Below are 21,474 nucleotides of genomic sequence, written 5' to 3' on the forward strand. Positions count from 1 at the left end.
GCCCTCAGGCATCCTCGTCGTCCAGGTGCAGGCGCAGGAACGGCATCGCGTCGCAGAACTTCAGGTCGTCCTGGCGCAGCGCCACGTTGGCCGCGTATCCATTGGCGTATTCGTCGGCCAGCATCTCGACCGCCGCGCGCCAGCGCTGCAGGATGCGCGGCCATGGCTGCCCCTCGAACGCCTTGCTCTGCTCGACCGGCGTGACGCCTTCGATGCCCAGGTCGTCGGCCGCCAGGCCTTGCGCGCTGACCTGGCGCGCATGGATCTGCGCCAGCATCAGTCCGGCCACCTCGGTGTCCGCGCCATCGGCCAGTACCGAGGCGTAGAACGGCAATTGCAGGTTGACCGGGCGCGCCCGCGCCCAATCGGATTCGGGCCGGCCCGGCGCCGCGCCGGTCTTGTAGTCGACGATGAGCGCGCGGCCGTCGGCCAGGCGATCCATGCGGTCCAGCCGCACCTTGAGCGCCAGCGCGCCGCGCTGCCAGCTGTGCTCCTGTTCGATCTGCGCCACCTCGAACGGCTGGCGCTGCGCCTCGCTGTCGAACCAGTTGGCCAGCACCGCGGCCGCGCGCGCGCACTCGAGTTCGCGCAGCGCCGCCGGATAGCCGGCCAGTTCGGTACGCGCCGCCTCGCCGATGGCCTGCTCGACCAGCGCCGCCAGACGGCCTTCGGCCATCGCGGCGTGCAAGGCCTCCTGGTCGGGCAGCATGCGCCACACCAGTTCGAGCGCGCGGTGCAGGAACTGGCCGCGCACGCTGACCGTGGCCGCATCGGCATAGGGCGCCATGGCGCGTCCGCCCAGGCGATGGCGCACGAAGGCCCACAGGGGATTGCGCGCCTGGGTATCCAGCACGTCCAGGCCGCCGCGGCTTTGCCGCTCGGCCTGCAGCGGCGGCCCCTGGCTGTCGTCCAGGATCTCCTGCTCCAGCGCGGCGACTTGCGCGTCGGTGCCGGGCTGCCAATCGGCCGGCGCCGCGCGCACGATCAGCGGCGAGGGCCGCAGCTCGCGCTCGCCATCCATGGCGGCGTGGCTGGCGATCATCTCCGGCGCGCAGCGGCGCAAGGCCATGAACATGCCTTCGGCCCACTCGCGCTCGCGCTCGGGCGTGGCGCGCGGCGCGCCGACCTGGCGCAGCACGGCCAGCGGCAGCAGGGGATTGGGCTTGGGCGAGGCAGGCAGGACGTCGTCGGTCAGGCCCAGCACCCAGATGCCATCCCAGGCGCCGCCCTCGGCCTCGAGCAGGCCCAGCACGTCCAGCCGCGCCGACGGATCGCGCTGCGGCTGGAACGAGCCGGCGCGCGCCGCGCTGGCCAGCAGGCGCACCGCGGCGCGCCCATCCAGGCGGCCGGCGGCCGGCGCCAGCGCCGTGAATTCGGCCAGCAGGTCGCCCAGCGCCCCCATGACCTGATAGGCCACGCTGTCGAGCGCGCGTTCGCCCGGAAAGCCCAGCGCCGTCAGCGCGGCCTTGAAGCGCGGCGCCCAGGCGTCGCAGGTATCGCTGCGCTGGCCGGCTTGCCAGATTGCCATGGCCTGCGACCACCCCTCGGCCAGGCGCGGGCACTCCTCCAGGCCGCGCTGCCAGTCGGCCGGCCCCACATGGGCCAGCGCCTGGCGGCGCCAGCGCGCATCGAGCGCCGCATGGCGCGGCCCTTCCTGCAGGTCGCCGGCGCAATGGCCGGCCAGCAGGGCCGCGCCGAACAGCGCGGGCTCGCCCGCGCCGCACGCGGCCACCTCGGCCAGCAGCGCCAGCCAGGCCAGGGCGGCGCGCACCGCCGGCCACTCGTCCAGCGCCCGGCCCACCGCCACGTTGAAGGGCAAGGGCGCGTCCTGGCCGGCCAGCGCCTGGCCCAGCACGCGGCGCGCGAACGGCGCCTCGGCCTCCAGCTGCGGCGACACGATGGCGTAGCGGCCGCGCGGATCGGCGCGCAGGCGGTCGGCCGCCCAGCGCGCCGCCGCGCGCCATTCGGCGCCGCGATCGGCGGCCTCGAAGCGTTGCGGCCATGCCGGCTCGCGCACGGCGTCGCGCCACGCCACCACGTCGGCGCCGCCATCGGCCAGCGCGCGCAGCAGGCGTGCGAAGCGCGGCGAGATATCGACGAAGCCCGCCAGCGCCACGTGGCGCGGCGCGCGCAAGGCGCCCTGCCGCAGCGCCTCGAGCACGCGCTCGTAGCCCTGGTTGGCATCCTCGGCGTCCAGCTCGCCGAGCATGGCGCGATAGCGCGCGCGCCAGCGCGAAAACCCGCGGTACTCGTCGGTCTCGGCGCCGGCCGGCACATGCGCCTGCCACTCGTCGACCAGCAGGTCCGCGTCCAGCGCCAGCCGCGCGGCCTGGTCGGCGTCCAGCAGCGCGCGATCGGCCTCTTCCAGGCGGATCGCCTCGCGCCACACCAATTGGGTCGCGAAGCTGGACAGACGGTAGGCCGGCACTTCGTAGCGCTCGTCGAACGCGAGCTCGGCGACGCAATCGGCCAGCCAGGCCGACAGCGGCATGATGCGCGGCAGCTCGCTGACCTGGCGTTCGCTGCTCAGCTGCGCGGCCAGGTCCAGCGTGAGCCGGCGCGAAAGCCGATTGTTGACGGTCAGCACCAGCGTGTCGATCGCGGGCAGTTCGCCGAGATCGCGCAGCGTGCAGGATGGAAAATCAGTGCGGAAGTCGTCCGACATGGGCCCAGGGCGGCGCGCGGCCTAGAAGCCGCACAGCGCGGCGATGTTTTCCCAGTTGATGGCCATGTCGGGGCTCAGGTAGCTCCAGAATCCCAGGGCCAGCACGGCCGACAGGACCAGCCAGCCGGCAATGCGCCAGCGGCGCGAAACAGAAACGGACGTAGGCATGGCGGCAGGCAGTACGGTTGCGGAAACTCCGTGGCTCAGGCGCGCGCCGCGGCGGGCTGCGCCAGCGGCTGCTCGCGCACCGGCAGGCACAGCAGCGCCGCGACGACCGCCAGCGCCACGCCCGTCCACCATACCAGATCGTAGTTGCCCGTGCGCGCATACACGGCCCCGCCCATCCACACGCCGATGAAGCTGCCGACCTGGTGGCCCAGGAAGGCGATGCCCGACAGCGTCGCCGCATAGCGCAGCCCGTAGATCTGGCCGATCAGGCCTTGCGTGAGCGGCACCGTGCCCAGCCAGAACAGGCCCATCCAGCCGGCGAACACATACAGCACCAGCGGCGTCAGCGGCACGGCCAGCAGCAACAGCATGCCGAAGGCGCGCAAACCGTAAATCGCGGCCAGCAGCAGGCGCTTGCTGTAGACCCCGCCCAGCTTGCCGGCATAGAACGAGCCGATCACGTTGCACAGGCCGATCAGCGCGATGGCGGTGGCGCCATGGCTGGCCTTCATGCCGGCGTCGACCACGTAGGCCGGCAGGTGCAGCGTGATGAACGCGGTGTGAAAACCGCAGACGAAATAGCTCCACGACAGGAAGTGGAACGACGGATGCGCCATCGCCTGGCGCACCGCTGCGCCCAGCGATTGCTGCACGCCGCCGTGCACGCCGGGCTTGCCGCGCAGGAAATACGCCAGGGGCGCGCCCACGGCCACCAGCAGCGACAGCACCCACAACGCGCCGGGCCAGTCCAGCCCGGTAATCAGCTGCTGCCCGGCCGGCACCACCAGGAACTGGCCCAGCGAACCGCCTGCGCTGGCGATGCCCATGGCCGTGCTGCGATAGGCCGCCGGCACCGAGCGCGCCACCACCGGCAGGATCACGGGGAAGGTGGTCCCCGCCTGGCCCAGCCCCACCAGCACCCCGGCCGTCAGGTACAGGGTGGCCTCGTCGGTGGCGAAACGCGTGCCTATCATGCCCAGCGCATACAGCACGGCGCCCAGCACGATGGTGCGGCCCGATCCGTAGCGGTCGGCCAGGATGCCCATGCCGATACAGGCGGCGCCCCAGACCAGGTTCTGCAAGGCGAACGCCATCGAGAACACTTCGCGCCCCCAGCCGTGCGCCAGGTCCATGGGCTGCATGAACAACCCGAACGTGGCGCGCACCCCCATGGCCAGCAGCACCACGCCGGTGCCGATGAACAGGATGCGCAGGGAGGGTTTCTCGGATGTTGACATGGAACGTCGTCTGCCTTCGGAGGTAGTAATCGGTCACCCCGCGGCGGGGGCGGATCCGCGATCATATACAAATCCTCGCGATGCCATCGAGGAATACCCCGATACCGTCCGCCATCCGCACTGCTCGCCAGCCGTTTCGCCAGGCGCCGTGCGAGCGCCGGCTACGTCCGCCAAGGTGCTAGAATCCTGCTCGGCCGGCGCACCGATACGCGCACGCGCATCCGCGACCACGCACCGCCCGCCCGTCTCGCCGTAGTTAAATGGATATAACCGGCCCCTCCTAAGGGTCAATTGGTGGTTCGATTCCACCCGGCGAGGCCAGCCCCTTTTCCCGGCGTGCCTGTCCCGCATGAGGACAGGCGCCTGCCCGTGCGGGTGCCTGTCCCCGCTGGGACAGGCACACCGTCGTCTCCGTCCCCGCCGCGACCGGCACCTCCCGCGCCGCGCCGTTCAGCCGATTGCAGGGAAAACCGGTATACGCTGCGACCTCGGCGCGCGGCAATACTCCGCGGCCAGGATGGCCGGCAATACGTCCCTAAATTTAATTCACGCAAACTCTTGCGCATCAGTTCAAATTGCTGTTTAAGTTTGGCGCGTAACTCCCTAATTCACCTGGATTTTTTCCGCCCCGACCAAATCCGGCGATTGCAACAATCCCATACAGCCAGACAAGGTTTGCTTACATCATGGCATTTCACTGGACGCGCGCGGTAGCGAGAGCATTGGCGCCCCTGGCGCTGGCGATAGGCGCGCTGCTTCCCTACGCCGCGCACGCCGCCAAAGCCGACCCGTGCAGGACCAACGCCAAGTCGGCCGCCTGCAAGTCCCAGCAGGCCAAGAAGGCCTCGGCCAAGAAAGCCCCCGCCAAGACCGCCTCCAGCAAGAAATCCGCCAGCACCGCCAAGAAGAAATCCGCCAACAGCAAGAAAACCGCCAGCGCCAAGAAGGGCAGCACGCGCAAATCGACCATCCGCGCCCGCACGCGCACCGCGCGCGCCAGCGCCGCGGCCACGGCCGCCATGCCGCCGGCGGCGGCCTCCCCGGCCGCCGAAGCGGCCGCGCTGCGTTCCAGCACCGCCTACGTACAGGACCTGGAAACCTCCACGGTGCTGTTCGCCAAGAACGAAAACGTGGTGCGCCCGATCGCCTCGATCTCCAAGCTGATGACGGCCCTGGTGGTGGTGGACGCCAACCTGCCGATGGACGAGATGATCGAGATCACCGACGATGATGTCGATACGCTCAAGCACACCACTTCGCGCCTGCGCGTGGGCACGGTGCTCAGCCGCGGCGACATGCTGCACCTGGCGCTGATGTCCTCGGAAAACCGCGCCGCCCACGCGCTGGGCCGCAACTATCCGGGCGGCATGCCGGCCTTCGTCGCCGCCATGAACGCCAAGGCGCGTTCGCTGGGCATGCTGAACACGCGCTTCGTCGAGCCCACCGGCCTGTCCAGCGAGAACGTGTCCTCGCCGCGCGACCTGGCCCGCATGCTGCGCGCCGCCTCGCAGCGCCCGCTGATCCACCGCTATTCGACCGACACCGAGTACGAGGTCGAGATCAACAACCGCACCCAGACGTTCCGCAACACCAACCTGCTGGTGCGCAAGCCCGACTGGGACATCAAGGTCTCGAAGACCGGCTTCATCAACGAGGCCGGCGAATGCCTGGTCATGCTGGCGCGCATCAATGGCCGCGACATGGCCATCGTGCTGCTGGATTCGCAAGGCAAGCTGTCGCGCATCGGCGATGCCGTGCGCATACGCCGCATCGTGCAAAACGATGTGGCGATGCTCTGAATACCGCTAGCCCAGCGGCCGGCTGTCGTAGAGGTTGGCGGGCAGGCCGCGCAATACGGCCTGCGCATCCAGCGACCGGATCGGCACCGTGGCATCGGCCGGAATGCGGCCCTCGGCCTGCAGCACCTGGTAGCGCAGGCAGCACACGCGCAGGAACGACGTGAAGTTGGCGGCCTCGCCGCGATACTGCACCAGTTCGTCGTACAGCCGCTCGATCAGCTGCGTGACGCGCATGCCGTCGCGCGCGGCGATTTCCTCCAGCACGTCCCAGAACAGTTGCTCCAGCCGCACGCTGGTGGCCACGCCGTGCAGGCGCAGCGAACGGGCCTGCACGGAATACGAGCGCTGGTTGGCGCGGATGAAGATTTCGCACATGAGGATCCCCGGCACGCGGTTGGTGCATGACACCCCCACTGTACGGCCAGCGGCCGGCAGGCGACAAGCGCGCGCCGGCCGGCGGCCGTACAGCCCGTATTGGGGTCAGTGCGAAATGCGGGTGCCCAGCACCGCCAGGAACTGCGCCAGCCATGCCGGATGCGCGGGCCACGCCGGGGCGGTGACCAGGTTGCCGTCGGTATGGGCCTGGTCGATGCCGATCTCGGCGTAGGTCCCGCCGGCCAGCCGCACCTCGGGCGCGCAGGCCGGATAGGCCGAGCAGGTGCGCCCCTGCAGGATGCCCGCAGCCGCCAGCAATTGCGCGCCATGGCAGACGGCGGCGATGGGCTTGCCGGCCTGGTCGAAGTGGCGCACGATGTCCAGCACCCGCTCGTCCAGGCGCAGGTACTCGGGCGCCCTGCCCCCGGGAATCACCAACCCGTCGTAGTGCTGCGGCTCGACCTTGGCGAAGTCATGGTTGAGGGTGAAATTGTGGCCGCGCTTTTCGCTGTAGGTCTGCGCGCCCTCGAAGTCGTGGATGGCCGTGGCGACCGTGTCGCCCGCCTTCTTGTCGGGGCAGACGGCATGCACCGTGTGCCCGACCGCCAGCAGCGTCTGGAACGGCACCATGGTTTCATAGTCCTCGGCGTAATCGCCCACCAGCATCAGCAGCTTCTTGCTCATCGTCGTCTCCATGGAAAGGAGCCGGCCGCCGTAACGCGCCGGCCTGGTCATGCGACGATTGTGGACGCGCGCGCCGGCGCGGGTGGTAAGGGGATACCGCGCCCGGATGCGGCGCCGTTACGGCAAGGCCACCTGCACGGCGCGCGCGCCCAGCAGGTCGACCAGCGCCTGCGGCGCGATGCCGACCAGGTAGCCGCGGCGCCCGCCATTGACGTAGATCTGCGGAAAATCCAGCACGCTGGCCTCGACCCACACCGGCATGCGCTTGCGCGTGCCGAAGGGCGAGGTGCCGCCGACCTGGTAGCCGGAGTGGCGCTGCGCCACCTCGGGCTGGCATGGCGCGACCTTTTTCAGGCCGGCCTGGCGCTCCAGGTTCTTGGTGGACACCTCGCGATCGCCGTGCATCAGCACCACCAGCGGATGGCCGCCCTCGTCTTCCATGATGAGCGTCTTGACCACGGCGTGCGGATCCAGGCCCAGCTGGCGCGCCGCCTCGCCGGCGCCGCCATGGTCGACGTAATCGTAGGTATGTTCGGTGAACGCCACCTTGCGCTGGCGCAGCAGCTGGGTGGCGGGCGTTTCGGAAACGTGGCGGTTCTTGCTCATGGCGGATGGACGCTCAGGCGCGCGGATGATGGGCGGCATGCAGCGCCTTCAGGCGTTCGCGCGCCACATGCGTGTAGATCTGGGTGGTGGAAATGTCGGCATGGCCCAGCAGCATCTGCACCACGCGCAGGTCGGCGCCGTGATTGAGCAGATGCGTGGCGAACGCATGGCGCAGCACGTGCGGCGACAGCGGCGCGTGGATATCGGCCGCCAGCGCGTATTTCTTGACGAGCTGCCAGAAGGCCTGGCGCGACATCGGCTCGGCGCGCGCCGTCACGAACAGCGCATCGGCCACGCGCGCGCCCAGCAGCTCCGGGCGGGCGCTGCCGGCATAGCGCTCGATCCAGTGCGCGGCTTCCGCGCCCAGCGGCACCAGGCGGTCCTTGCCGCCCTTGCCCATGACGACCCGCACCACGCCTTCGTTGAGGCTGACGTCCAGCGCCTTGACCGAGACCAGCTCGGACACCCGCAATCCGGTGGCGTACAGGGTTTCGAGCATGGCGCGATCGCGCAGGCCGCGCGCGGTGTCCAGGTCCGGCGCCTGCAGCAGCGCGTCGACCTGCGCCTCGGACAGGGTCTTGGGCAGGCGCGGCGGCTGCTTGGCGGTGACCAGCGTCAGGCAGGGATCGCTCGGGGTCAGGCGCTCGCGCAATGCCCAAGCGTAGAAGCGCCGCAGCGCCGCCAGCCGCCGGTTGGCCGTGGTGGCGCGGCTTTCCGCGTGGCGCGCGGCGAACCAGGCCTCGATGTCGCCCTTGCCCGCCTCGCGCAGGCTGGCGCCGGTGGCCAGGCCCGGATGGCAGGCGAGGTTCTCCAGCCATTGCGCGAACGCGCTCAGGTCGCGCCGGTAGGCCGCCAGCGTGTTGGCGGCCAGGCCGTCCTCCAGCCAGACGGCATCGATGAAAGCGTCGAGGTCAGCCTGCGAGGCCAGCGGGGCGGAGGAACTCATGGCGGCAGTGTACGCAGGGGCATCCTGGCCGGCGGCGTCATACCGCGCTCTTGAGCCACACCTCGAAGGCCTTGAGCGCGCCGGAGCGCTCGCTGCGCTGCGGATAGCCGAAGTAGTAGCCCTGGCTGACCGACAGCGCCTGCGGCACGGGCATCACCAGCGTGCCCGCGTCCAGCGCGTCCTGCACCAGGAAGCGCGGCATCAGCCCCACGCCCAGTCCGGCCTGCACCGCGGCCAGCATCATGGTGAACAGATCGTAGCGCGGGCCGCCGGCGGCCTGCGGCCCGTAGGCGTACTGGTTGGCGGCGTACCACTGGCACCAGGCGTCCGGGCGCGAATACAGGTACAGGTGCATCATGCCGCCCAGCGCGCCGTCGTCGCGCCCGGGCGCGCGCTCGGCCAGCTCCGGCGCGCACACCGGCACCAGCTCGCGCTCGGGAAACAGCAGCACCCCCTGCGTGCCCGGCCAGATGCCGTCGCCATGGTAGAGCGCGCCGTCGAAGGGCTGGTCCTTGAACTGGAACGGCAGCGTGCGCACCGACAGGCTGACGGTGATGTCGGGCTGGACGCGCTGGAAATCGGCCAGGCGGGGGATCAGCCAGGTGGTGGCCAGCGTGGGCACCACCGCGATGTGGATACTGCGGCCCATGCCCGTGCGGCTGACCAGCCCGAACGTGTCCTTCTCGATCTGGTCCAGGTGGTGGCGGATGCGGCCGGCATACTCGGCGCCGTGGTCGGTCAGCACGATGCGGCGGCGCACGCGCGTGAACAGCTGCACGCCCAGGCGGTCCTCCAGGCTGGCCACCTGGCGATAGACCGCGCTGTGCGTCAGCGACAGCTCTTCGGCGGCGCGCGAGAAGCTGCCCAGCCGCGCCGTGGCCTCGAAGGCCTGCAAGGCGCTCAAATTAGGGATACCGTTACGCATTGGGCTCTGTCCTGGAAGCCGGTCGCCGAAAAAGAGCGGCGCTTGGTGCAATGCAACACGCAACAACTTTCCGGCACGTCAATAGATTGTGCAATTTTATCAATTGCTTTGTGCAAGTGAGGAACATTATGCTCAGCGATCACACCCCCGGCGAATCATGACTACTGCTAATCACTCCACCCCCGCATCCCGCCTCGGCGGCCATATCCTGGTCGACCAGCTGGCCGCCCATGGCGTCAAGCATGTGTTCTGCGTGCCGGGCGAAAGCTACTTGGCCGTGCTCGACGGCCTGCACGACGCCAGCATCGACGTCACCGTGTGCCGCCAGGAAGGCGGCGCGGCCATGATGGCCGACGCCCACGGCAAGCTGACCGGCGAGCCGGGCATCTGTATGGTCACGCGCGGCCCCGGCGCCTCCAACGCGCTGGCCGGCGTGCACATCGCCAAGCAGGACTCCACGCCCATGATCCTGTTCGTGGGCCAGATCGAGCGCGGCATGCGCGAGCGCGAAGCCTTCCAGGAAATGGACTATCGCGCCGTGTTCGGCACCCAGGCCAAGTGGGTGACCGAAATCGACCAGGTCGAGCGCATTCCCGAACTGATTTCGCGCGCCTTCCACGTGGCGACCTCCGGACGTCCGGGGCCGGTGGTTATCGCGCTGCCCGAGGACGTCCTGGTCGAAACCGCCAGCGTGCCCGATGCGCCGCGCTATGAGGTGATCGACGCCGCGCCGGCCGCCGGCCAGATGGACCAGCTGGCGCAAATGCTGGCGCAGGCCAAGGCGCCGGTGGCGATCCTGGGCGGCTCGCGCTGGAATGCCCAGGCGGTGCAGCAGTTCGCCGATTTCGCGCAGCGCCACGCCTTGCCGACCGCGGTGTCGTTCCGCCGCCAGATGCTGTTCCCGGCCGACCACCCCTGCTTCATCGGCGACGTCGGGCTGGGCATCAATCCGGCGCTGCTCAAGCGCATCGAACAGGCCGACCTGGTGCTGATGGTGGGCGGCCGCATGTCGGAAAACCCCAGCCAGGCCTACACCCTGCTGGATATCCCGGTGCCGCGCCAGAAGCTGGTGCACGTGCATCCGGACAGCGCCGAGCTGGGCCGCGTCTACCGCGCCAACCTGGCGATCAACACCTCGCCGGCGGCGTTCTGCGCCGCGCTGGCGCAAGCGAACGGACCGTCCCAGCCGGCCTGGGCCGACGATACGCAGGCCATGCGCGCGAGCTATCTGCAATGGAGCGACCCCGCCGCCATCCGCACGCCCGGCGCGCTGCAACTGGGCGAAGTGATGGCGTTCCTGGAAAAGACCTTGCCGGCCGACGCCATCATGGCCAACGGCGCGGGCAACTACGCCACCTGGCTGCACCGTTTCCACCGTTACACGCGCTACGGCACGCAACTGGCCCCGACCTCCGGCTCGATGGGCTATGGCCTGCCCGCCGCGGTGGGCGCCAAGCGCATCTGGCCGCAGAAGACCGTGGTCTGCTTCGCCGGCGACGGCTGCTTCCTGATGCATGGCCAGGAATTCGCCACGGCGGTGCAGTACGACCTGCCCATCGTGGTCGTGCTGATCGACAACGGTATGTACGGCACGATCCGCATGCACCAGGAGAAGCACTACCCCGGCCGCATTTCGGCCACGAGCCTGAAGAACCCCGACTTCGCCGAGTACGCGCGCGCCTTCGGCGGCCACGGCGAACGCGTCGAGACCACCGAACAGTTCGCGCCGGCCTTCGAGCGTGCGCTGGCCAGCGGCAAGCCCGCCATCCTGCACTGCCTGATCGACCCGGAAACCATCACGCCGTCGACCACGCTGGAGAAAATCCGCGCCGCGGCCCTCAAGGCACAGTAAGCGTGCGGACGCGGCGATGCCGCGCCCGCATATCCACGATCCGGATTTGAGTTTTTCGTATCTACACTGGAGTACCCGCATGTCCTCGACGCCCTCGTTCCACTGGCAAGATCCCCTGTTGCTCGACCAGCAACTGACCGAAGAAGAGCGCATGGTGCGCGACGCCGCCGTGGCCTACTCGCAAGACAAGCTGGCGCCGCGCGTGCTGGAAGCCTTCCGCCACGAAAAGACCGACCCCGCCATCTTCGCCGAAATGGGCGAACTGGGCCTGCTGGGCGCCACCATCCCCACCGAATACGGCGGCGCCGGCCTGAACTACGTCTGCTACGGCCTGATCGCGCGCGAAGTCGAACGCGTCGATTCCGGCTACCGTTCGATGATGAGCGTGCAGTCGTCGCTGGTGATGGTGCCCATCAATGAATTCGGCAGCGAAGCGCAGAAGCGCAAGTACCTGCCCAAGCTGGCCGCCGGCGAGTGGATCGGCTGCTTCGGCCTGACCGAGCCCAACCATGGCTCGGACCCCGGCGGCATGGAAACCCGCGCCACCAAGACCCCCGACGGCTACAAGCTGACCGGCAACAAGATGTGGATCACCAACTCGCCCATCGCCGACGTGTTCGTGGTGTGGGCCAAGTGCGTGGGCGGCGACTTCGACGGCAAGATCCGCGGCTTCATCCTGGAAAAGGGCATGAAGGGCCTGTCGGCGCCGGCCATCCATGGCAAGGTCGGCCTGCGCGCCTCCATCACCGGTGAAATCGTGATGGACGAAGTGGAAGTGTCCGAAGAGCAGATGATGCCTGGCGTGTCCGGCCTGAAGGGCCCGTTCACCTGCCTGAATTCGGCGCGCTACGGCATTGCCTGGGGCGCGCTGGGCGCGGCCGAGGCCTGCTGGCACACCGCCCGCCAGTACACCATGGACCGCAAGCAGTTCGGCCGCCCGCTGGCCGCCAACCAGCTGATCCAGAAGAAGCTGGCCGACATGCAGACCGAGATCACGCTGGGCCTGCAAGGCTGCCTGCGCCTGGGCCGCATGAAGGACGAAGGCACCGCCGCAGTCGAGATCACCTCGATCATGAAGCGCAACTCGTGCGGCAAGGCGCTGGACATCGCCCGCCTGGCGCGCGACATGCTCGGCGGCAACGGCATCTCCGACGAATTCGGCGTCGCCCGCCACCTGGTCAACCTCGAAGTCGTCAACACCTACGAAGGCACGCACGACGTGCACGCCCTCATCCTCGGTCGCGCCCAGACCGGACTGCAAGCCTTCTACTAAACCCCGCGTGCCTGTCCCCGCAAGGGGGACTGGCACCGGCAAACTTCCCCGCGTGCCTGTCCCAATCCGCGAAGTGCCTGTCCCCGCACGGGGACTGGCACCGGCCGACCCGCGGCCCTTGCGCGAAGGCTGCCCCCCTACGAATCCCCGCTCAGGTCGAACAGGCTGGTGGCGTCGAGTTCGAGCACGGTTTCGCCGTGCTGGTTGTCCACCACCCAGGCCCAGTTGACGATGCCCAGGTCGTTGCGCGAAGCGGAAACGCGCGCGCCCTGCACGCGCGCGTGCAGGGTCAGGGTGTCGCCGGGGCGCACCGGCACGCGCCAGCTGACCTCGCCCAGGCCGGGCGAGCCGAACGATTCGGAGTCGTGCAGGATGGCGTCGACCGCCATGCGCATGGCCAGCGCGCAGGTGTGCCAGCCGCTGGCGATCAGGCCGCCCCAACGGCCTTCGGCGGCGCGCTGGACGTCGGTGTGGAACCATTGGGGATCGAACTTGCGCGCGAACTCCAGGATCTCTGCCTCGGTCACCTGGAGCGGGCCGCCGGTGATCACCATACCGGCACGCAGATCTGCGAATTTCATGGAACGTCCTTGCTGAAAGGCAGCGGGCAGCCCGTTGCTGCCGAGCCGCGCCAATGCAGCAGGATAGACCAAACGCGCCGCCCGCGTGTTGCGCGGCGGCATCGCGCCCGGCGTGCCGGGCGCGATGCGTGGATCAGATCACGGCTTCGATCAGGAAGGGCCCCTTGCGGGCCAGCGCCGCGCGCATCGCCTGGGTGAAGCCTTCGACCGTATCGACCCGCACGGCCTCCACGCCCAGGCCCTGCGAGACCTGCACCCAGTCGATGTGGGGGTCGACCAGGTCCAGCATGCGCTTGGCGTTCTCGCCCGGCTGGATCACGCCGACGTTCTTCATTTCGCCATGCAGCGTGGCGTAGGTGCGGTTGGCGTAGATGATGGTCAGGCAGTCCAGCCGTTCGCGCGCCTGCGTCCACAGCGCCTGCACCGTGTACATGCCGCTGCCGTCGGCCTGCAACAGCACGACCTTGCGGTCCGGGCAGGCCACGGCCGCGCCGGTGGCCAGCGGCAGGCCGATGCCGATGGCGCCGCCGGTCAGCTGCAGCCAATCGTGCGGCGCGGAATGCACGCTGTAGATGCCGAACTCGCGCCCCTGGGTGATCGATTCGTCGCAGACAATGGCGTTGTCCGGCAGCAGCGCGGCCGCCACGCGGTTGACGGCGGCGCTGGTCAGGCGGCCCTCGGCGGGCACGGCCTCGGTCAGCGCGGCCGGCCGGGTCTGCGGCGCATCGGCGGGAATGCCCAGCTCGTCGGCCAGCCATTCCAGCGCGTGGTGCAGGTCCTGCTCCGGTTCGGCCAGCACGATCTGGTCGTACTCCTGCGGCGCCAGCAGGCTGGGCTTGCCCGGGTAGGCGAAAAAGGCCACCGGCGAGCGCGAGCCGACCAGGACCAGATGGCGCACGTCCTTGAGAAAGGCCACGGCCAGGTCGACCGGGTACGGCAGGCGGACCACGGGCGGACGATTGGCGCCGCGCTCGATGCGGCGGCTGGAGGTTTCGGCGGCCAGCCGCACGCCGGTGGCGTGCGCGATGCGGCCGGCTGCGGCCAGCGCGCGGCCACGCAGCGCGGCCCCGCCCAGCAGCAAGGTGGTGGCCTGGCCGCTGCGGATGGCCTGGGCGGCGGCGCGGATGGCCTGGGCGTCGACCTGCGCCTGCGGCGCCTGGCGCACCGGCTGCGGCGCGGGCGTATCGTCGGGCAGGTCGGTCCAGGCGGCGTCGGCCGGCAGGATCAGGGTCGATACGTTGCCCGGCTCCTGGCGCGCCACCTGGATGGCCTCGCTGGTCTGCGCGGCCACCGAGGCGGCATCGCGGATGCGTCCCACCCAGTGCGACATCGGCTGCGCCACGGCTTCGACGTCGCTGGTCAGCGGCGCGTCGTACTGCACATGGTAGGTGGCATGGTCGCCCACCACGTTGACCATGGGCGTACGGGCGCGCTTGGCGTTGTGCAGGTTGGCCAGCCCGTTGCCCAGGCCCGGCCCCAGGTGCAGCAGCGTCGCCGCCGGCTTGTCGGCCATGCGCGCGTAGCCGTCGGCGGCGCCGGTCACGACCCCTTCGAACAGCCCGAGCACGCAACGCATGCGCGGCTTGCGGTCCAGCGCGGCCACGAAGTGCATTTCGGACGTGCCGGGATTGGCAAAACAGACATCGATGTCATTGGCAAGCAGTGTGTCGCAAAGGCTGTCGGCGCCGTTCATAGTCTACGCAGAGGAAAAGGGTCAATGGGAAGAGGGACATCATAGGCATAGAGCGCGCCAGGGGCTAGAACCATTTGCCGCCCCGGCCATGGAACCACTGCCGCGCGGGCGCGCGCGGCAGGCCGGGCTCAACCCAGGATCTGTCCCAGGAATGCCTGCGCCCGGCTGCTGCGCGGCGCGCTGAAGAAACGCTCGGGCGTATCGGACTCGACGATGCTGCCGCCGTCCATGAACACGACCCGGTCGCCGACTTCGCGGGCGAAACCCATTTCGTGCGTGACGCAGATCATGGTCATGCCGTCGCGCGCCAGCTCGACCATGGTGTCGAGTACTTCCTTGACCATCTCGGGATCCAGCGCCGACGTGGGCTCGTCGAACAGCATGATGCGCGGCTGCATGCACAGCGCGCGCGCGATGGCCACGCGCTGCTTCTGCCCGCCCGACAGCTGCCCCGGATACTTGTCGGCCAACTGCGCGATGCGCACCCGTTCGAGGAACTGCATGGCGCGCCGCGCCGCTTCGCCTTCGTCCAGCCCCTTGACGCGCATCGGCGCCAGGGTGCAGTTCTCCAGCACGGTCAGGTGCGGGAACAGGTTGAAGTGCTGGAACACCATGCCGACGTCGGCGCGGATGCGCTCGATATTGCGCAGTTCGCCGTCGAGCGTGATGCCGTTGACGACGATCTCGCCTTTCTCGTGCTCTTCCAGGCGGTTGAGCAGCCGGATGGTGGTGGACTTGCCCGATTCCGACGGGCCGCACAGGATGACCCGTTCGCCCTGGTAGACATCGAGATCCAGGTCCCGCAGCACCTGGAAATCGCCATACCACTTCGAAACGCCGCGCAGCGTGATGACCGGCGCCGGCTGGTTGCATGCATCCATCGTTCTGATCCTGTTAATGCGCTATGCCTTGGAGATGTCGTGGTTCTCGCCCGCCCCGCTCCAGTAGCCCGGCACCGTCAGGCGCTTCTCCGAGCGGCGGAACAGGTGCGCCAGCACGCTGCACATGGCGAAGTAGATGGCGCCGACCATCGTGTAGACCGTCAGGGCCTGGAAGGTGGCGCCCGCCAGCATCTCGCCGGCGCGCATCAGCTCGTACACGCTGATCACGGCCACCAGCGAGGTTTCCTTGATCAGCACCAGCGCGTAGTTGCCCAGCGCCGGAAACACCGTGCGCACGGCCTGCGGCAGCACCACGCGGCGCAGGCGGTCGACCTTGTTCAGGCCCAGCGCGCGCGCCGCCTCGTACTGGCCGGAATCGACCGACTGGATGCCGCTGCGAAACAGCTCGGCCAGGTAGGCGCCGAAGTTCAGCGTCAGGCCCAGCACGCCGGCCACGAACGCATTGATCACCACCCCCAGCTCCGGCATGCCGTAGTAGATGTAGAACAGCTGCAGCAGCAGCGGGGTGCCCCGGATGATGTCGATGTACAGGCGCGCGCCGCGGCTGAGCACGCGCGACTTGGACAAGCGGCACAGGCAGACCAGCAGGCCCAGGGCGACGGCCAGCACCGCCGAACAGAAGAACAGCGCCAGCATCCACATCGTGCCTTCGGCCAGCGGCGTCAGGTACATGCGCAAGGTTTCGAGATTCATCGTCGCCTCCTGCCGCGCGCGCTTATTTGCTGATGAGGTCGGCCACACCCCACTTGCGCCCGATCTCGGCCAGTTCGCCATTGCGCTTCATCTCGGCCAGCGCGACATTGACCGCGTCCAGCAGCGCCTTGTTGTCCTTCTGCACCGCCAGGCCCACGTGCCACTTTTTCTGCGGCTGGTACTGCGTGGCCAGCTTCACGCCGGGAATCTTCTTGGTGCGGATCTGGTAGATGATGCTGGGCGGGTCGATGATGCCCAGCTCGATGCGGCCGGCGCGCACATCGGCCAGCAGGGTCGAGTAGTCCTGGTAGGTGGAGACCTTGGTGTCCGGCATGTCCTTGATCATGTTGAACTGCACCGAATCCACCAGCACGCCGATGCGCCGGCCCTGCAGGTCCTCGAAGCGCTTGATGTCGTCGGGGTTCTGCTCGCGCAACACCAGGCCCTCGCCCCATTCGTACACGGGCGCCGAGAAGTCGATCACCTTGGCGCGCTCGGGCGTGACGAACAACGGCGCCGACATCACATCCGCGCGGCCGGACGTCAGCGTGGGGATCAGGCCCGAGAACGGCACGTCCTTCAGGTTCATGGCCACGCCCAGGTGCTTGGCGACGGCGGTGCCCACGTCGACCATGATGCCTTCGAGCTGGTTGCTGGCCGGGTTCTTGAAGCCGTGCGGCGGCGCCGACGCGGTGGTCACGACATTGGCGGACTTGGCGGCGCGCACTTCGTCCAGCGTGCGGGCCGCGGCGCTGCCCGCGTGCGCCAGCATGCCCACGGTCGCCAGGATGCCCAGAGCGGCTTTGATCTTCATGTGTATTCCCCTTGTAGCGTGGCGGCTCAGTCCGGCCGCCCTTGCGGATAGGCCTGTACCGCCGCGGCGGCCAGGGCGCAGAATTCTTGCATCACGGAGGCCGCCAGGAACGCCGTCGCGCCGCCCACGTCCTGCGGCGGCGATACGGTATTGACGTCGAAGGCGACGAAGTTCAGGCCGCTCAGGGCCCGCAGCAGGTTCAGGCCCTCCTTGGGCGAGAGGCCGCCCCACTCCGGCGTGCACACGCCCGGCGCGCAGGAGGGATCGAAGATATCCATGTCGAAGCACAGGTAGACCGGCCGGTCGCCCAATTGGCCGCGCAGGCGCGCCAGCGTGCCGGCCTGGTCGCGGTCGAAGTCGTCGTACGGGATCACCGTGTAGCCGACTTCGCGGCCGTACTCGATGACGCCGCCCATGAACGAATTGCCGCGCGTGCCCACGTGGAAACTGTGCGAGAGATCGATCAGCCCTTCCTCGGCGGCGCGCGTGAAGGTGGTGGCGGTGTTGTAGCCGGCGATGGGATAGGTGTCGGTGTGCGAATCGAAATGCAGCACGGCCACGCCCGGCCAGCGGCGCGCCACCGCGCGCAGCTGCGGCAGCGTGACCGCGCCGTCGCCGCCCATGGTGATGGGAATGGCGCCGGCTTGCAGCACCTGCGCGACGGCCTGCTCGATGGCCGGATAGGAAGCCTGCGGATCGCCCGGCACGCAGGCCACGTTGCCCAGGTCCAGCAGGCGCAGGAACTCCACCGGGTTGTCCACCCCGGCGCGGCGCGCCAGGTCGTACGGGCGCAGCAGGCGCGATTGCTCGCGTATCGCGTCCGGCCCCTGCCGCGCGCCCACCCGGAACGGATGCGTGCCGCAGTCGAACGGAATGCCCAGCACACAGGCCAACGCGGCCTCTCCGGCGGGGCGCCGCGCCGGCACACCCATGAATCCCCCACCTGCCTGGACCACTGCTTCTGTACCCTGCTGCACGACGAGCTCCCGGCTTGCGCCATCAGATAATTTCACACCAGCTGCATCGACTGTCAATACGATTATGTCGCAAATAGATTATCAATGCGCGAAAGATCCGGAAAGCTAGGGTATTCCCCTTGCTCTCCCATCAAATACCCGAGTGATTCAGTCTGAATTCAGCGCGGATGGCGGGGCCATCCGATAGAACGGCGGCAGCACGCCCAGCGTGCGCGAGGCGCTGATCGCATGCGCGGTCTCCAGCACTTGCGGACCGAAAACCGCCTGCGCTTCCTCGAAGCTCCAGCGGCTCGACGGCACCGAGATATTGACCGAGCCGGCCGGGGTGCCGGCGTTGTCCAGGACGGCGGCGCTGATGGTGATGTCGCCGGGATAGTACTCGCCGTTGGAGCGGGCATAGCCATGCTCGCGCGTGAACGCCAGCTCGGCCATCAGGGCGTCCAGGTCGGTCAGCGTCGTGGCGGTGCGCGCCGCCCGCGGGCTTTGCTGCAGCAGGCGGCGCGCGCGGTCGGGCTCGAGCCGGGCCAGCACGGCGCGGCCGGCGGCGGCGCAATACATCGGGATGCGCATGCCCACCGGCATGTGCACGAACATCTGCTTGTGGGTGGCGAAACGCGCCACGTACACCATGTCCAGGCCGTCCGGCTCGGCCAGGCTGCAGGTTTCCTGGCTGGTGCGGTTCAGCGAATGCAGGAACGGGTTGCCGCCCAGCACCAGCGGGCTGGTCTGGGCATATTGCATGCCCAGTTGCAGCGACTGCGGCGACAGCGAGAATTTCTTGCTGTCCGGATTCTTGCGCAGGTAGCCCAGCGTCCACAACGTGTGCGCAAAGCGCTGCGCCGCGCTCTTGGTCAGGCCTGTCGCCTCGGCCAGCTCGGGCAGCGTCATGGCCGGCCGGCCTTCGCTGAACGCCGCGAGCAGCGTCAGGCCGCGCGCCAGCGCGGCCACGAACAGGGGCGAGTCTTCGGGTGCAACGGTGGTCATGGCGGCGGGCAGGAGGCGGAAAGCGCATAGCGTACCGCAATACGGGACAGGCGTATCGCTTGGCGATCTTGCCCGCCCCGCCGCCCTCGCCCTAGCGTATCGGCCAGGGATACATGGCGCCGCCCTGGCTCCAGAGCGCGTTGACGCCGCGCTGCAGGCCCAGCCGGCTGTCCTTGCCGACATTGCGCTCGAAGATCTGGCTGTAGTTGCCCACCGCCTTGATGGCGTTATAGGCCCACTTCTCGTCCAGCCCCATGTTCTTGCCGGCGCCGGGCGTCACGCCCAGGATGCGCAGCACGTTGGGGTTCTTGCTCTTGAGCATCTCGTCGACGTTTTGCTGGGTGATGCCGTATTCCTCGGCCTCCATCAGCGCGAACAGGGTCCAGCGCACGATGCCCAGCCAGTTCTCGTCGCCCTGGCGCACCATGGGGCCGAGCGGCTCTTTCGAGAAGCGCTCGGGCAGGATCTCGAAATCGTCGGGCTTGGCCACTTGCGTGGCGCGCACGGCCGCCAGCTGGGAAGCGTCGTCGGTGAACGCGTCGCAGCGGCCCGACTCGAACGCCCGCACCACCTCCGTGACCTTGTCGATCACGACCGGCGTGAACTTGATGCCATTGGCGCGGAACCAATCGGCCAGGTTGAGCTCGGTGGTGGTGCCCGGCTGCACGCAAATGGTGGCCTCGTCGAGCTCCTTGGCGGATTTCACGCCCAGCGCCTTGCGCACCAGCACGCCCTGGCCATCGTAGAAACTGGCCGCCACGGCCGCCAGGCCGAGCGAGGTGTCGCGCGTCTGCGTCAGCGTCACGGTACGCAGCAGCACATCGACCTCGCCCGACTGCAGCGCGGTGAAGCGTTGCTGGGTGGACAGCGCCGTGCCCTTGAATTTGCCGGCGTCGCCGAACACCGCGGCGGCGACGGCGCGGCAGATGTCGACATCCATGCCCTCCCATTCGCCCTTGCTGTTGGTGGCGCTGAACCCGGCCACGCCATCGGTCAGCCCGCATTGGACGAACCCTTTCTTCTTGACCGCGTCCAGCGTGGGGCCGGCGTGCGCCGCCTGCGCGCCCAGGGCCAGGGCCAACGCCCCCGCCGCCATTGCAATATGCCGCTTCATAGCCGCTTCTCCTGGTGAGTGCCGTGGCCGACCTCGTGCGTGGCCATCCGGCGATGGGTACCCGCGTGTGGCAGGTCCACGTGAGATTACGCCCGGCCGGCAGGCGCGGCAATCAGGAGTTACGCCCCTGGCCCGCTCAGGTGCCGGGCAGGTCGGTGGTATCGAGAGAGAAGGCGGCCGCGGCGCGGCCGATGCGGTCGTTGACCGCGTCCCAGTCGCCGGATCGCGGCGGCTGCTCGACCAGGATGCGCGCATAGCCTTGCCGGTCGAGTTCGCGCAGCAGCGCGTACAGCGCCTGCGCGTAGCGCGCCGGGCCGGCCGGGGCCATGCGCCAGTGCACGTCGGCGGACAATCCGGCAGGCGCCGGCGCCAGGGCCACGACCGCCTGGCGTACGCCGGCGGGCGCGGCCGCCAGCGCGCGCGGCAACTGCGCGGCGTCGAGCAGCTCCAGCGGCGTGCGCGGCGCGTAATGCGCCTTGAGCGTGCCCGAGGCGCGCGGCGCCGCGGCGTCCGGGCGCGCGACCGGCATGCCCAGCACGGCGGCCACCTGCGCCGCGCTGATATGGCCAGGCCGCAACAGCACCGGGCCCACGCCCTGGTCCAGGCGCGACAGGTCGATGATGGTGGATTCGATGCCGACCTCGGCATCGCCGCCGTCGAGCACCGGCATGCCGGCGGCGACTTCGCGCGGGAACTCGGCGCGCACGTGCTCGGCCCGGGTGGGCGACACGTGGCCGAACGTATTGGCCGACGGCGCCGCCACCCCGCCCTGCCCGTTGGGCTTGCCGGCCGCGAAGGCGCGCAGCAGCGCCTGCGCCACCGGGTGCGAAGGGCAACGGATGCCGATGCTGTCCTGGCCGCCGCTGACCGCCGCCCCGATGTGGGGCGCGCGCTTGAGGATGAGCGTCAGCGGCCCGGGCCAGAACGCCTGGATCAACTGGCGCGCCGCCGCGGGCACGTCGCTGGCCCAGTAATCGACATCGCCTTCGGGAGCGATATGGACGATGACCGGATGATTCGACGGCCGGCCCTTGGCGGCGTAGATGCGCGCCACCGCCTGCGGATTCTCGGCGTCGGCGCCCAGGCCGTACACGGTTTCGGTGGGAAAGGCCGCCAGCTCGCCGGCCAGCAGGCAGGCGGCGGCGTGGGCGACGGCGGGATCGGCGGCGTTCATGGCGGCGGGAA

At 69.3% G+C, this 21,474-nt stretch carries 20 protein-coding genes and 1 tRNA gene; 4 read left to right on the forward strand and 17 right to left on the reverse strand.

Annotation, left to right across the window (positions count from 1 at the left end; genetic code table 11):
- Window positions 1-4: 4 nt before the first annotated feature.
- Genes BN118_RS09800 through BN118_RS09805 form a run of 3 tightly spaced genes read right to left on the reverse strand, consistent with a single transcriptional unit; the run spans window position 5 to window position 4,071 of the window.
- On the reverse strand, window positions 5-2,665 hold the full coding sequence (locus BN118_RS09800) for a PD-(D/E)XK nuclease family protein (protein ID WP_010930420.1): 2,661 nt from the start codon (window positions 2,663-2,665) through the stop codon (window positions 5-7).
- 21 nt (window positions 2,666-2,686) lie between these two features.
- The gene (locus BN118_RS20490; RefSeq protein ID WP_004568212.1) at window positions 2,687-2,833 is read right to left on the reverse strand and encodes a hypothetical protein; all 147 of its coding nucleotides are present in this window, start codon (window positions 2,831-2,833) and stop codon (window positions 2,687-2,689) included.
- 35 nt (window positions 2,834-2,868) lie between these two features.
- Window positions 2,869-4,071, reverse strand: a complete 1,203-nt coding sequence (locus BN118_RS09805) for an MFS transporter (RefSeq protein WP_010930419.1) — start codon at window positions 4,069-4,071, stop codon at window positions 2,869-2,871.
- Between the two features lie 246 nt (window positions 4,072-4,317).
- Between BN118_RS09805 and BN118_RS09810 the strand changes: the two genes are divergently transcribed.
- A tRNA-Arg gene (locus tag BN118_RS09810) sits at window positions 4,318-4,392 on the forward strand.
- A 365-nt stretch (window positions 4,393-4,757) separates the two neighbouring features.
- The gene (gene pbpG / locus BN118_RS09815; protein ID WP_023994932.1) at window positions 4,758-5,870 is read left to right on the forward strand and encodes a D-alanyl-D-alanine endopeptidase; all 1,113 of its coding nucleotides are present in this window, start codon (window positions 4,758-4,760) and stop codon (window positions 5,868-5,870) included.
- A 6-nt stretch (window positions 5,871-5,876) separates the two neighbouring features.
- Here pbpG and BN118_RS09820 read toward each other — a convergent pair whose 3' ends face one another.
- The 5 genes from BN118_RS09820 to BN118_RS09840 form a co-directional block, all read right to left on the reverse strand.
- The gene (locus BN118_RS09820) at window positions 5,877-6,245 is read right to left on the reverse strand and encodes a ribbon-helix-helix domain-containing protein (protein ID WP_010930418.1); all 369 of its coding nucleotides are present in this window, start codon (window positions 6,243-6,245) and stop codon (window positions 5,877-5,879) included.
- A gap of 105 nt (window positions 6,246-6,350) precedes the next feature.
- On the reverse strand, window positions 6,351-6,929 hold the full coding sequence (locus BN118_RS09825; protein WP_010930417.1) for a DJ-1/PfpI family protein: 579 nt from the start codon (window positions 6,927-6,929) through the stop codon (window positions 6,351-6,353).
- Window positions 6,930-7,046: 117 nt separating this feature from the next.
- A complete protein-coding gene (gene ybaK / locus BN118_RS09830) occupies window positions 7,047-7,535 on the reverse strand; it encodes a Cys-tRNA(Pro) deacylase (protein WP_010930416.1) in 489 nt (162 codons plus the stop codon).
- A 13-nt stretch (window positions 7,536-7,548) separates the two neighbouring features.
- Window positions 7,549-8,481 (reverse strand): site-specific tyrosine recombinase XerD, encoded by a 933-nt coding sequence (gene xerD, locus BN118_RS09835; RefSeq protein ID WP_010930415.1) that lies wholly within the window; start codon window positions 8,479-8,481, stop codon window positions 7,549-7,551.
- A 37-nt stretch (window positions 8,482-8,518) separates the two neighbouring features.
- Window positions 8,519-9,406: a LysR substrate-binding domain-containing protein gene (locus BN118_RS09840; RefSeq protein WP_010930414.1), complete on the reverse strand. Its 888-nt coding sequence runs from the start codon at window positions 9,404-9,406 to the stop codon at window positions 8,519-8,521.
- Window positions 9,407-9,563: 157 nt separating this feature from the next.
- On the opposite strand from BN118_RS09840, the gene BN118_RS09845 reads away from it, so the two are divergent.
- Both BN118_RS09845 and BN118_RS09850 read left to right on the forward strand, forming a co-directional pair.
- Entirely contained in the window at window positions 9,564-11,258 is a 1,695-nt protein-coding gene (locus BN118_RS09845) for a thiamine pyrophosphate-binding protein (RefSeq protein WP_003819848.1), read from the forward strand.
- A gap of 79 nt (window positions 11,259-11,337) precedes the next feature.
- Window positions 11,338-12,531 carry an acyl-CoA dehydrogenase gene (locus tag BN118_RS09850; protein ID WP_010930413.1) on the forward strand — a complete coding sequence of 398 codons (1,194 nt, stop codon included), beginning with the start codon at window positions 11,338-11,340 and terminating at the stop codon, window positions 12,529-12,531.
- A 137-nt stretch (window positions 12,532-12,668) separates the two neighbouring features.
- Here BN118_RS09850 and BN118_RS09855 read toward each other — a convergent pair whose 3' ends face one another.
- The 9 genes from BN118_RS09855 to BN118_RS09895 all read right to left on the reverse strand — a co-directional run bounded on the left by BN118_RS09855 (window position 12,669) and on the right by BN118_RS09895 (window position 21,463).
- Entirely contained in the window at window positions 12,669-13,112 is a 444-nt protein-coding gene (locus BN118_RS09855; RefSeq protein WP_010930412.1) for a MaoC family dehydratase, read from the reverse strand.
- A 133-nt stretch (window positions 13,113-13,245) separates the two neighbouring features.
- Window positions 13,246-14,805: an acetolactate synthase large subunit gene (locus tag BN118_RS09860; protein ID WP_014905779.1), complete on the reverse strand. Its 1,560-nt coding sequence runs from the start codon at window positions 14,803-14,805 to the stop codon at window positions 13,246-13,248.
- A 128-nt stretch (window positions 14,806-14,933) separates the two neighbouring features.
- Window positions 14,934-15,686, reverse strand: coding sequence for an amino acid ABC transporter ATP-binding protein (locus BN118_RS09865; protein ID WP_010930410.1), 753 nt, complete (start codon window positions 15,684-15,686; stop codon window positions 14,934-14,936).
- 21 nt (window positions 15,687-15,707) lie between these two features.
- Window positions 15,708-16,400, reverse strand: a complete 693-nt coding sequence (locus BN118_RS09870; RefSeq protein WP_010930409.1) for an amino acid ABC transporter permease — start codon at window positions 16,398-16,400, stop codon at window positions 15,708-15,710.
- A 22-nt stretch (window positions 16,401-16,422) separates the two neighbouring features.
- Window positions 16,423-17,214: an ABC transporter substrate-binding protein gene (locus BN118_RS09875; RefSeq protein WP_014905780.1), complete on the reverse strand. Its 792-nt coding sequence runs from the start codon at window positions 17,212-17,214 to the stop codon at window positions 16,423-16,425.
- A 26-nt stretch (window positions 17,215-17,240) separates the two neighbouring features.
- Window positions 17,241-18,146, reverse strand: coding sequence for an arginase family protein (locus BN118_RS09880; protein ID WP_003809536.1), 906 nt, complete (start codon window positions 18,144-18,146; stop codon window positions 17,241-17,243).
- A gap of 192 nt (window positions 18,147-18,338) precedes the next feature.
- The gene (locus BN118_RS09885; RefSeq protein WP_003819839.1) at window positions 18,339-19,175 is read right to left on the reverse strand and encodes an IclR family transcriptional regulator; all 837 of its coding nucleotides are present in this window, start codon (window positions 19,173-19,175) and stop codon (window positions 18,339-18,341) included.
- Between the two features lie 91 nt (window positions 19,176-19,266).
- A complete protein-coding gene (locus tag BN118_RS09890) occupies window positions 19,267-20,289 on the reverse strand; it encodes an amino acid ABC transporter substrate-binding protein (protein ID WP_003809532.1) in 1,023 nt (340 codons plus the stop codon).
- 136 nt (window positions 20,290-20,425) lie between these two features.
- Entirely contained in the window at window positions 20,426-21,463 is a 1,038-nt protein-coding gene (locus BN118_RS09895; RefSeq protein WP_023853543.1) for an L-threonylcarbamoyladenylate synthase, read from the reverse strand.
- Window positions 21,464-21,474: the final 11 nt, after the last annotated feature.

Source organism: Bordetella pertussis 18323 (assembly GCF_000306945.1).
Lineage (GTDB): Bacteria > Pseudomonadota > Gammaproteobacteria > Burkholderiales > Burkholderiaceae_B > Bordetella > Bordetella pertussis.

Excerpts from the sequence above, each read along its gene's own strand:
- BN118_RS09840 (WP_010930414.1), bottom strand. The coding sequence starts at position 9,406 with ATGCGTAACGGTATCCCTAATTTGAGCGCCTTGCAGGCCTTCGAGGCC.
- BN118_RS09885 (WP_003819839.1), bottom strand. The coding sequence starts at position 19,175 with ATGACCACCGTTGCACCCGAAGACTCGCCCCTGTTCGTGGCCGCGCTG.
- BN118_RS09805 (WP_010930419.1), bottom strand. The coding sequence starts at position 4,071 with ATGTCAACATCCGAGAAACCCTCCCTGCGCATCCTGTTCATCGGCACC.
- BN118_RS09850 (WP_010930413.1), top strand. The coding sequence starts at position 11,338 with ATGTCCTCGACGCCCTCGTTCCACTGGCAAGATCCCCTGTTGCTCGAC.
- BN118_RS09855 (WP_010930412.1), bottom strand. The coding sequence starts at position 13,112 with ATGAAATTCGCAGATCTGCGTGCCGGTATGGTGATCACCGGCGGCCCG.
- xerD (WP_010930415.1), bottom strand. The coding sequence starts at position 8,481 with ATGAGTTCCTCCGCCCCGCTGGCCTCGCAGGCTGACCTCGACGCTTTC.
- BN118_RS09895 (WP_023853543.1), bottom strand. The coding sequence starts at position 21,463 with ATGAACGCCGCCGATCCCGCCGTCGCCCACGCCGCCGCCTGCCTGCTG.
- BN118_RS09870 (WP_010930409.1), bottom strand. The coding sequence starts at position 16,400 with ATGAATCTCGAAACCTTGCGCATGTACCTGACGCCGCTGGCCGAAGGC.
- ybaK (WP_010930416.1), bottom strand. The coding sequence starts at position 7,535 with ATGAGCAAGAACCGCCACGTTTCCGAAACGCCCGCCACCCAGCTGCTG.
- BN118_RS09880 (WP_003809536.1), bottom strand. The coding sequence starts at position 18,146 with ATGGGTGTGCCGGCGCGGCGCCCCGCCGGAGAGGCCGCGTTGGCCTGT.
- pbpG (WP_023994932.1), top strand. The coding sequence starts at position 4,758 with ATGGCATTTCACTGGACGCGCGCGGTAGCGAGAGCATTGGCGCCCCTG.
- BN118_RS09860 (WP_014905779.1), bottom strand. The coding sequence starts at position 14,805 with ATGAACGGCGCCGACAGCCTTTGCGACACACTGCTTGCCAATGACATC.
- BN118_RS09845 (WP_003819848.1), top strand. The coding sequence starts at position 9,564 with ATGACTACTGCTAATCACTCCACCCCCGCATCCCGCCTCGGCGGCCAT.
- BN118_RS09865 (WP_010930410.1), bottom strand. The coding sequence starts at position 15,686 with ATGGATGCATGCAACCAGCCGGCGCCGGTCATCACGCTGCGCGGCGTT.
- BN118_RS09875 (WP_014905780.1), bottom strand. The coding sequence starts at position 17,214 with ATGAAGATCAAAGCCGCTCTGGGCATCCTGGCGACCGTGGGCATGCTG.
- BN118_RS20490 (WP_004568212.1), bottom strand. The coding sequence starts at position 2,833 with ATGCCTACGTCCGTTTCTGTTTCGCGCCGCTGGCGCATTGCCGGCTGG.
- BN118_RS09825 (WP_010930417.1), bottom strand. The coding sequence starts at position 6,929 with ATGAGCAAGAAGCTGCTGATGCTGGTGGGCGATTACGCCGAGGACTAT.
- BN118_RS09890 (WP_003809532.1), bottom strand. The coding sequence starts at position 20,289 with ATGAAGCGGCATATTGCAATGGCGGCGGGGGCGTTGGCCCTGGCCCTG.
- BN118_RS09800 (WP_010930420.1), bottom strand. The coding sequence starts at position 2,665 with ATGTCGGACGACTTCCGCACTGATTTTCCATCCTGCACGCTGCGCGAT.
- BN118_RS09820 (WP_010930418.1), bottom strand. The coding sequence starts at position 6,245 with ATGTGCGAAATCTTCATCCGCGCCAACCAGCGCTCGTATTCCGTGCAG.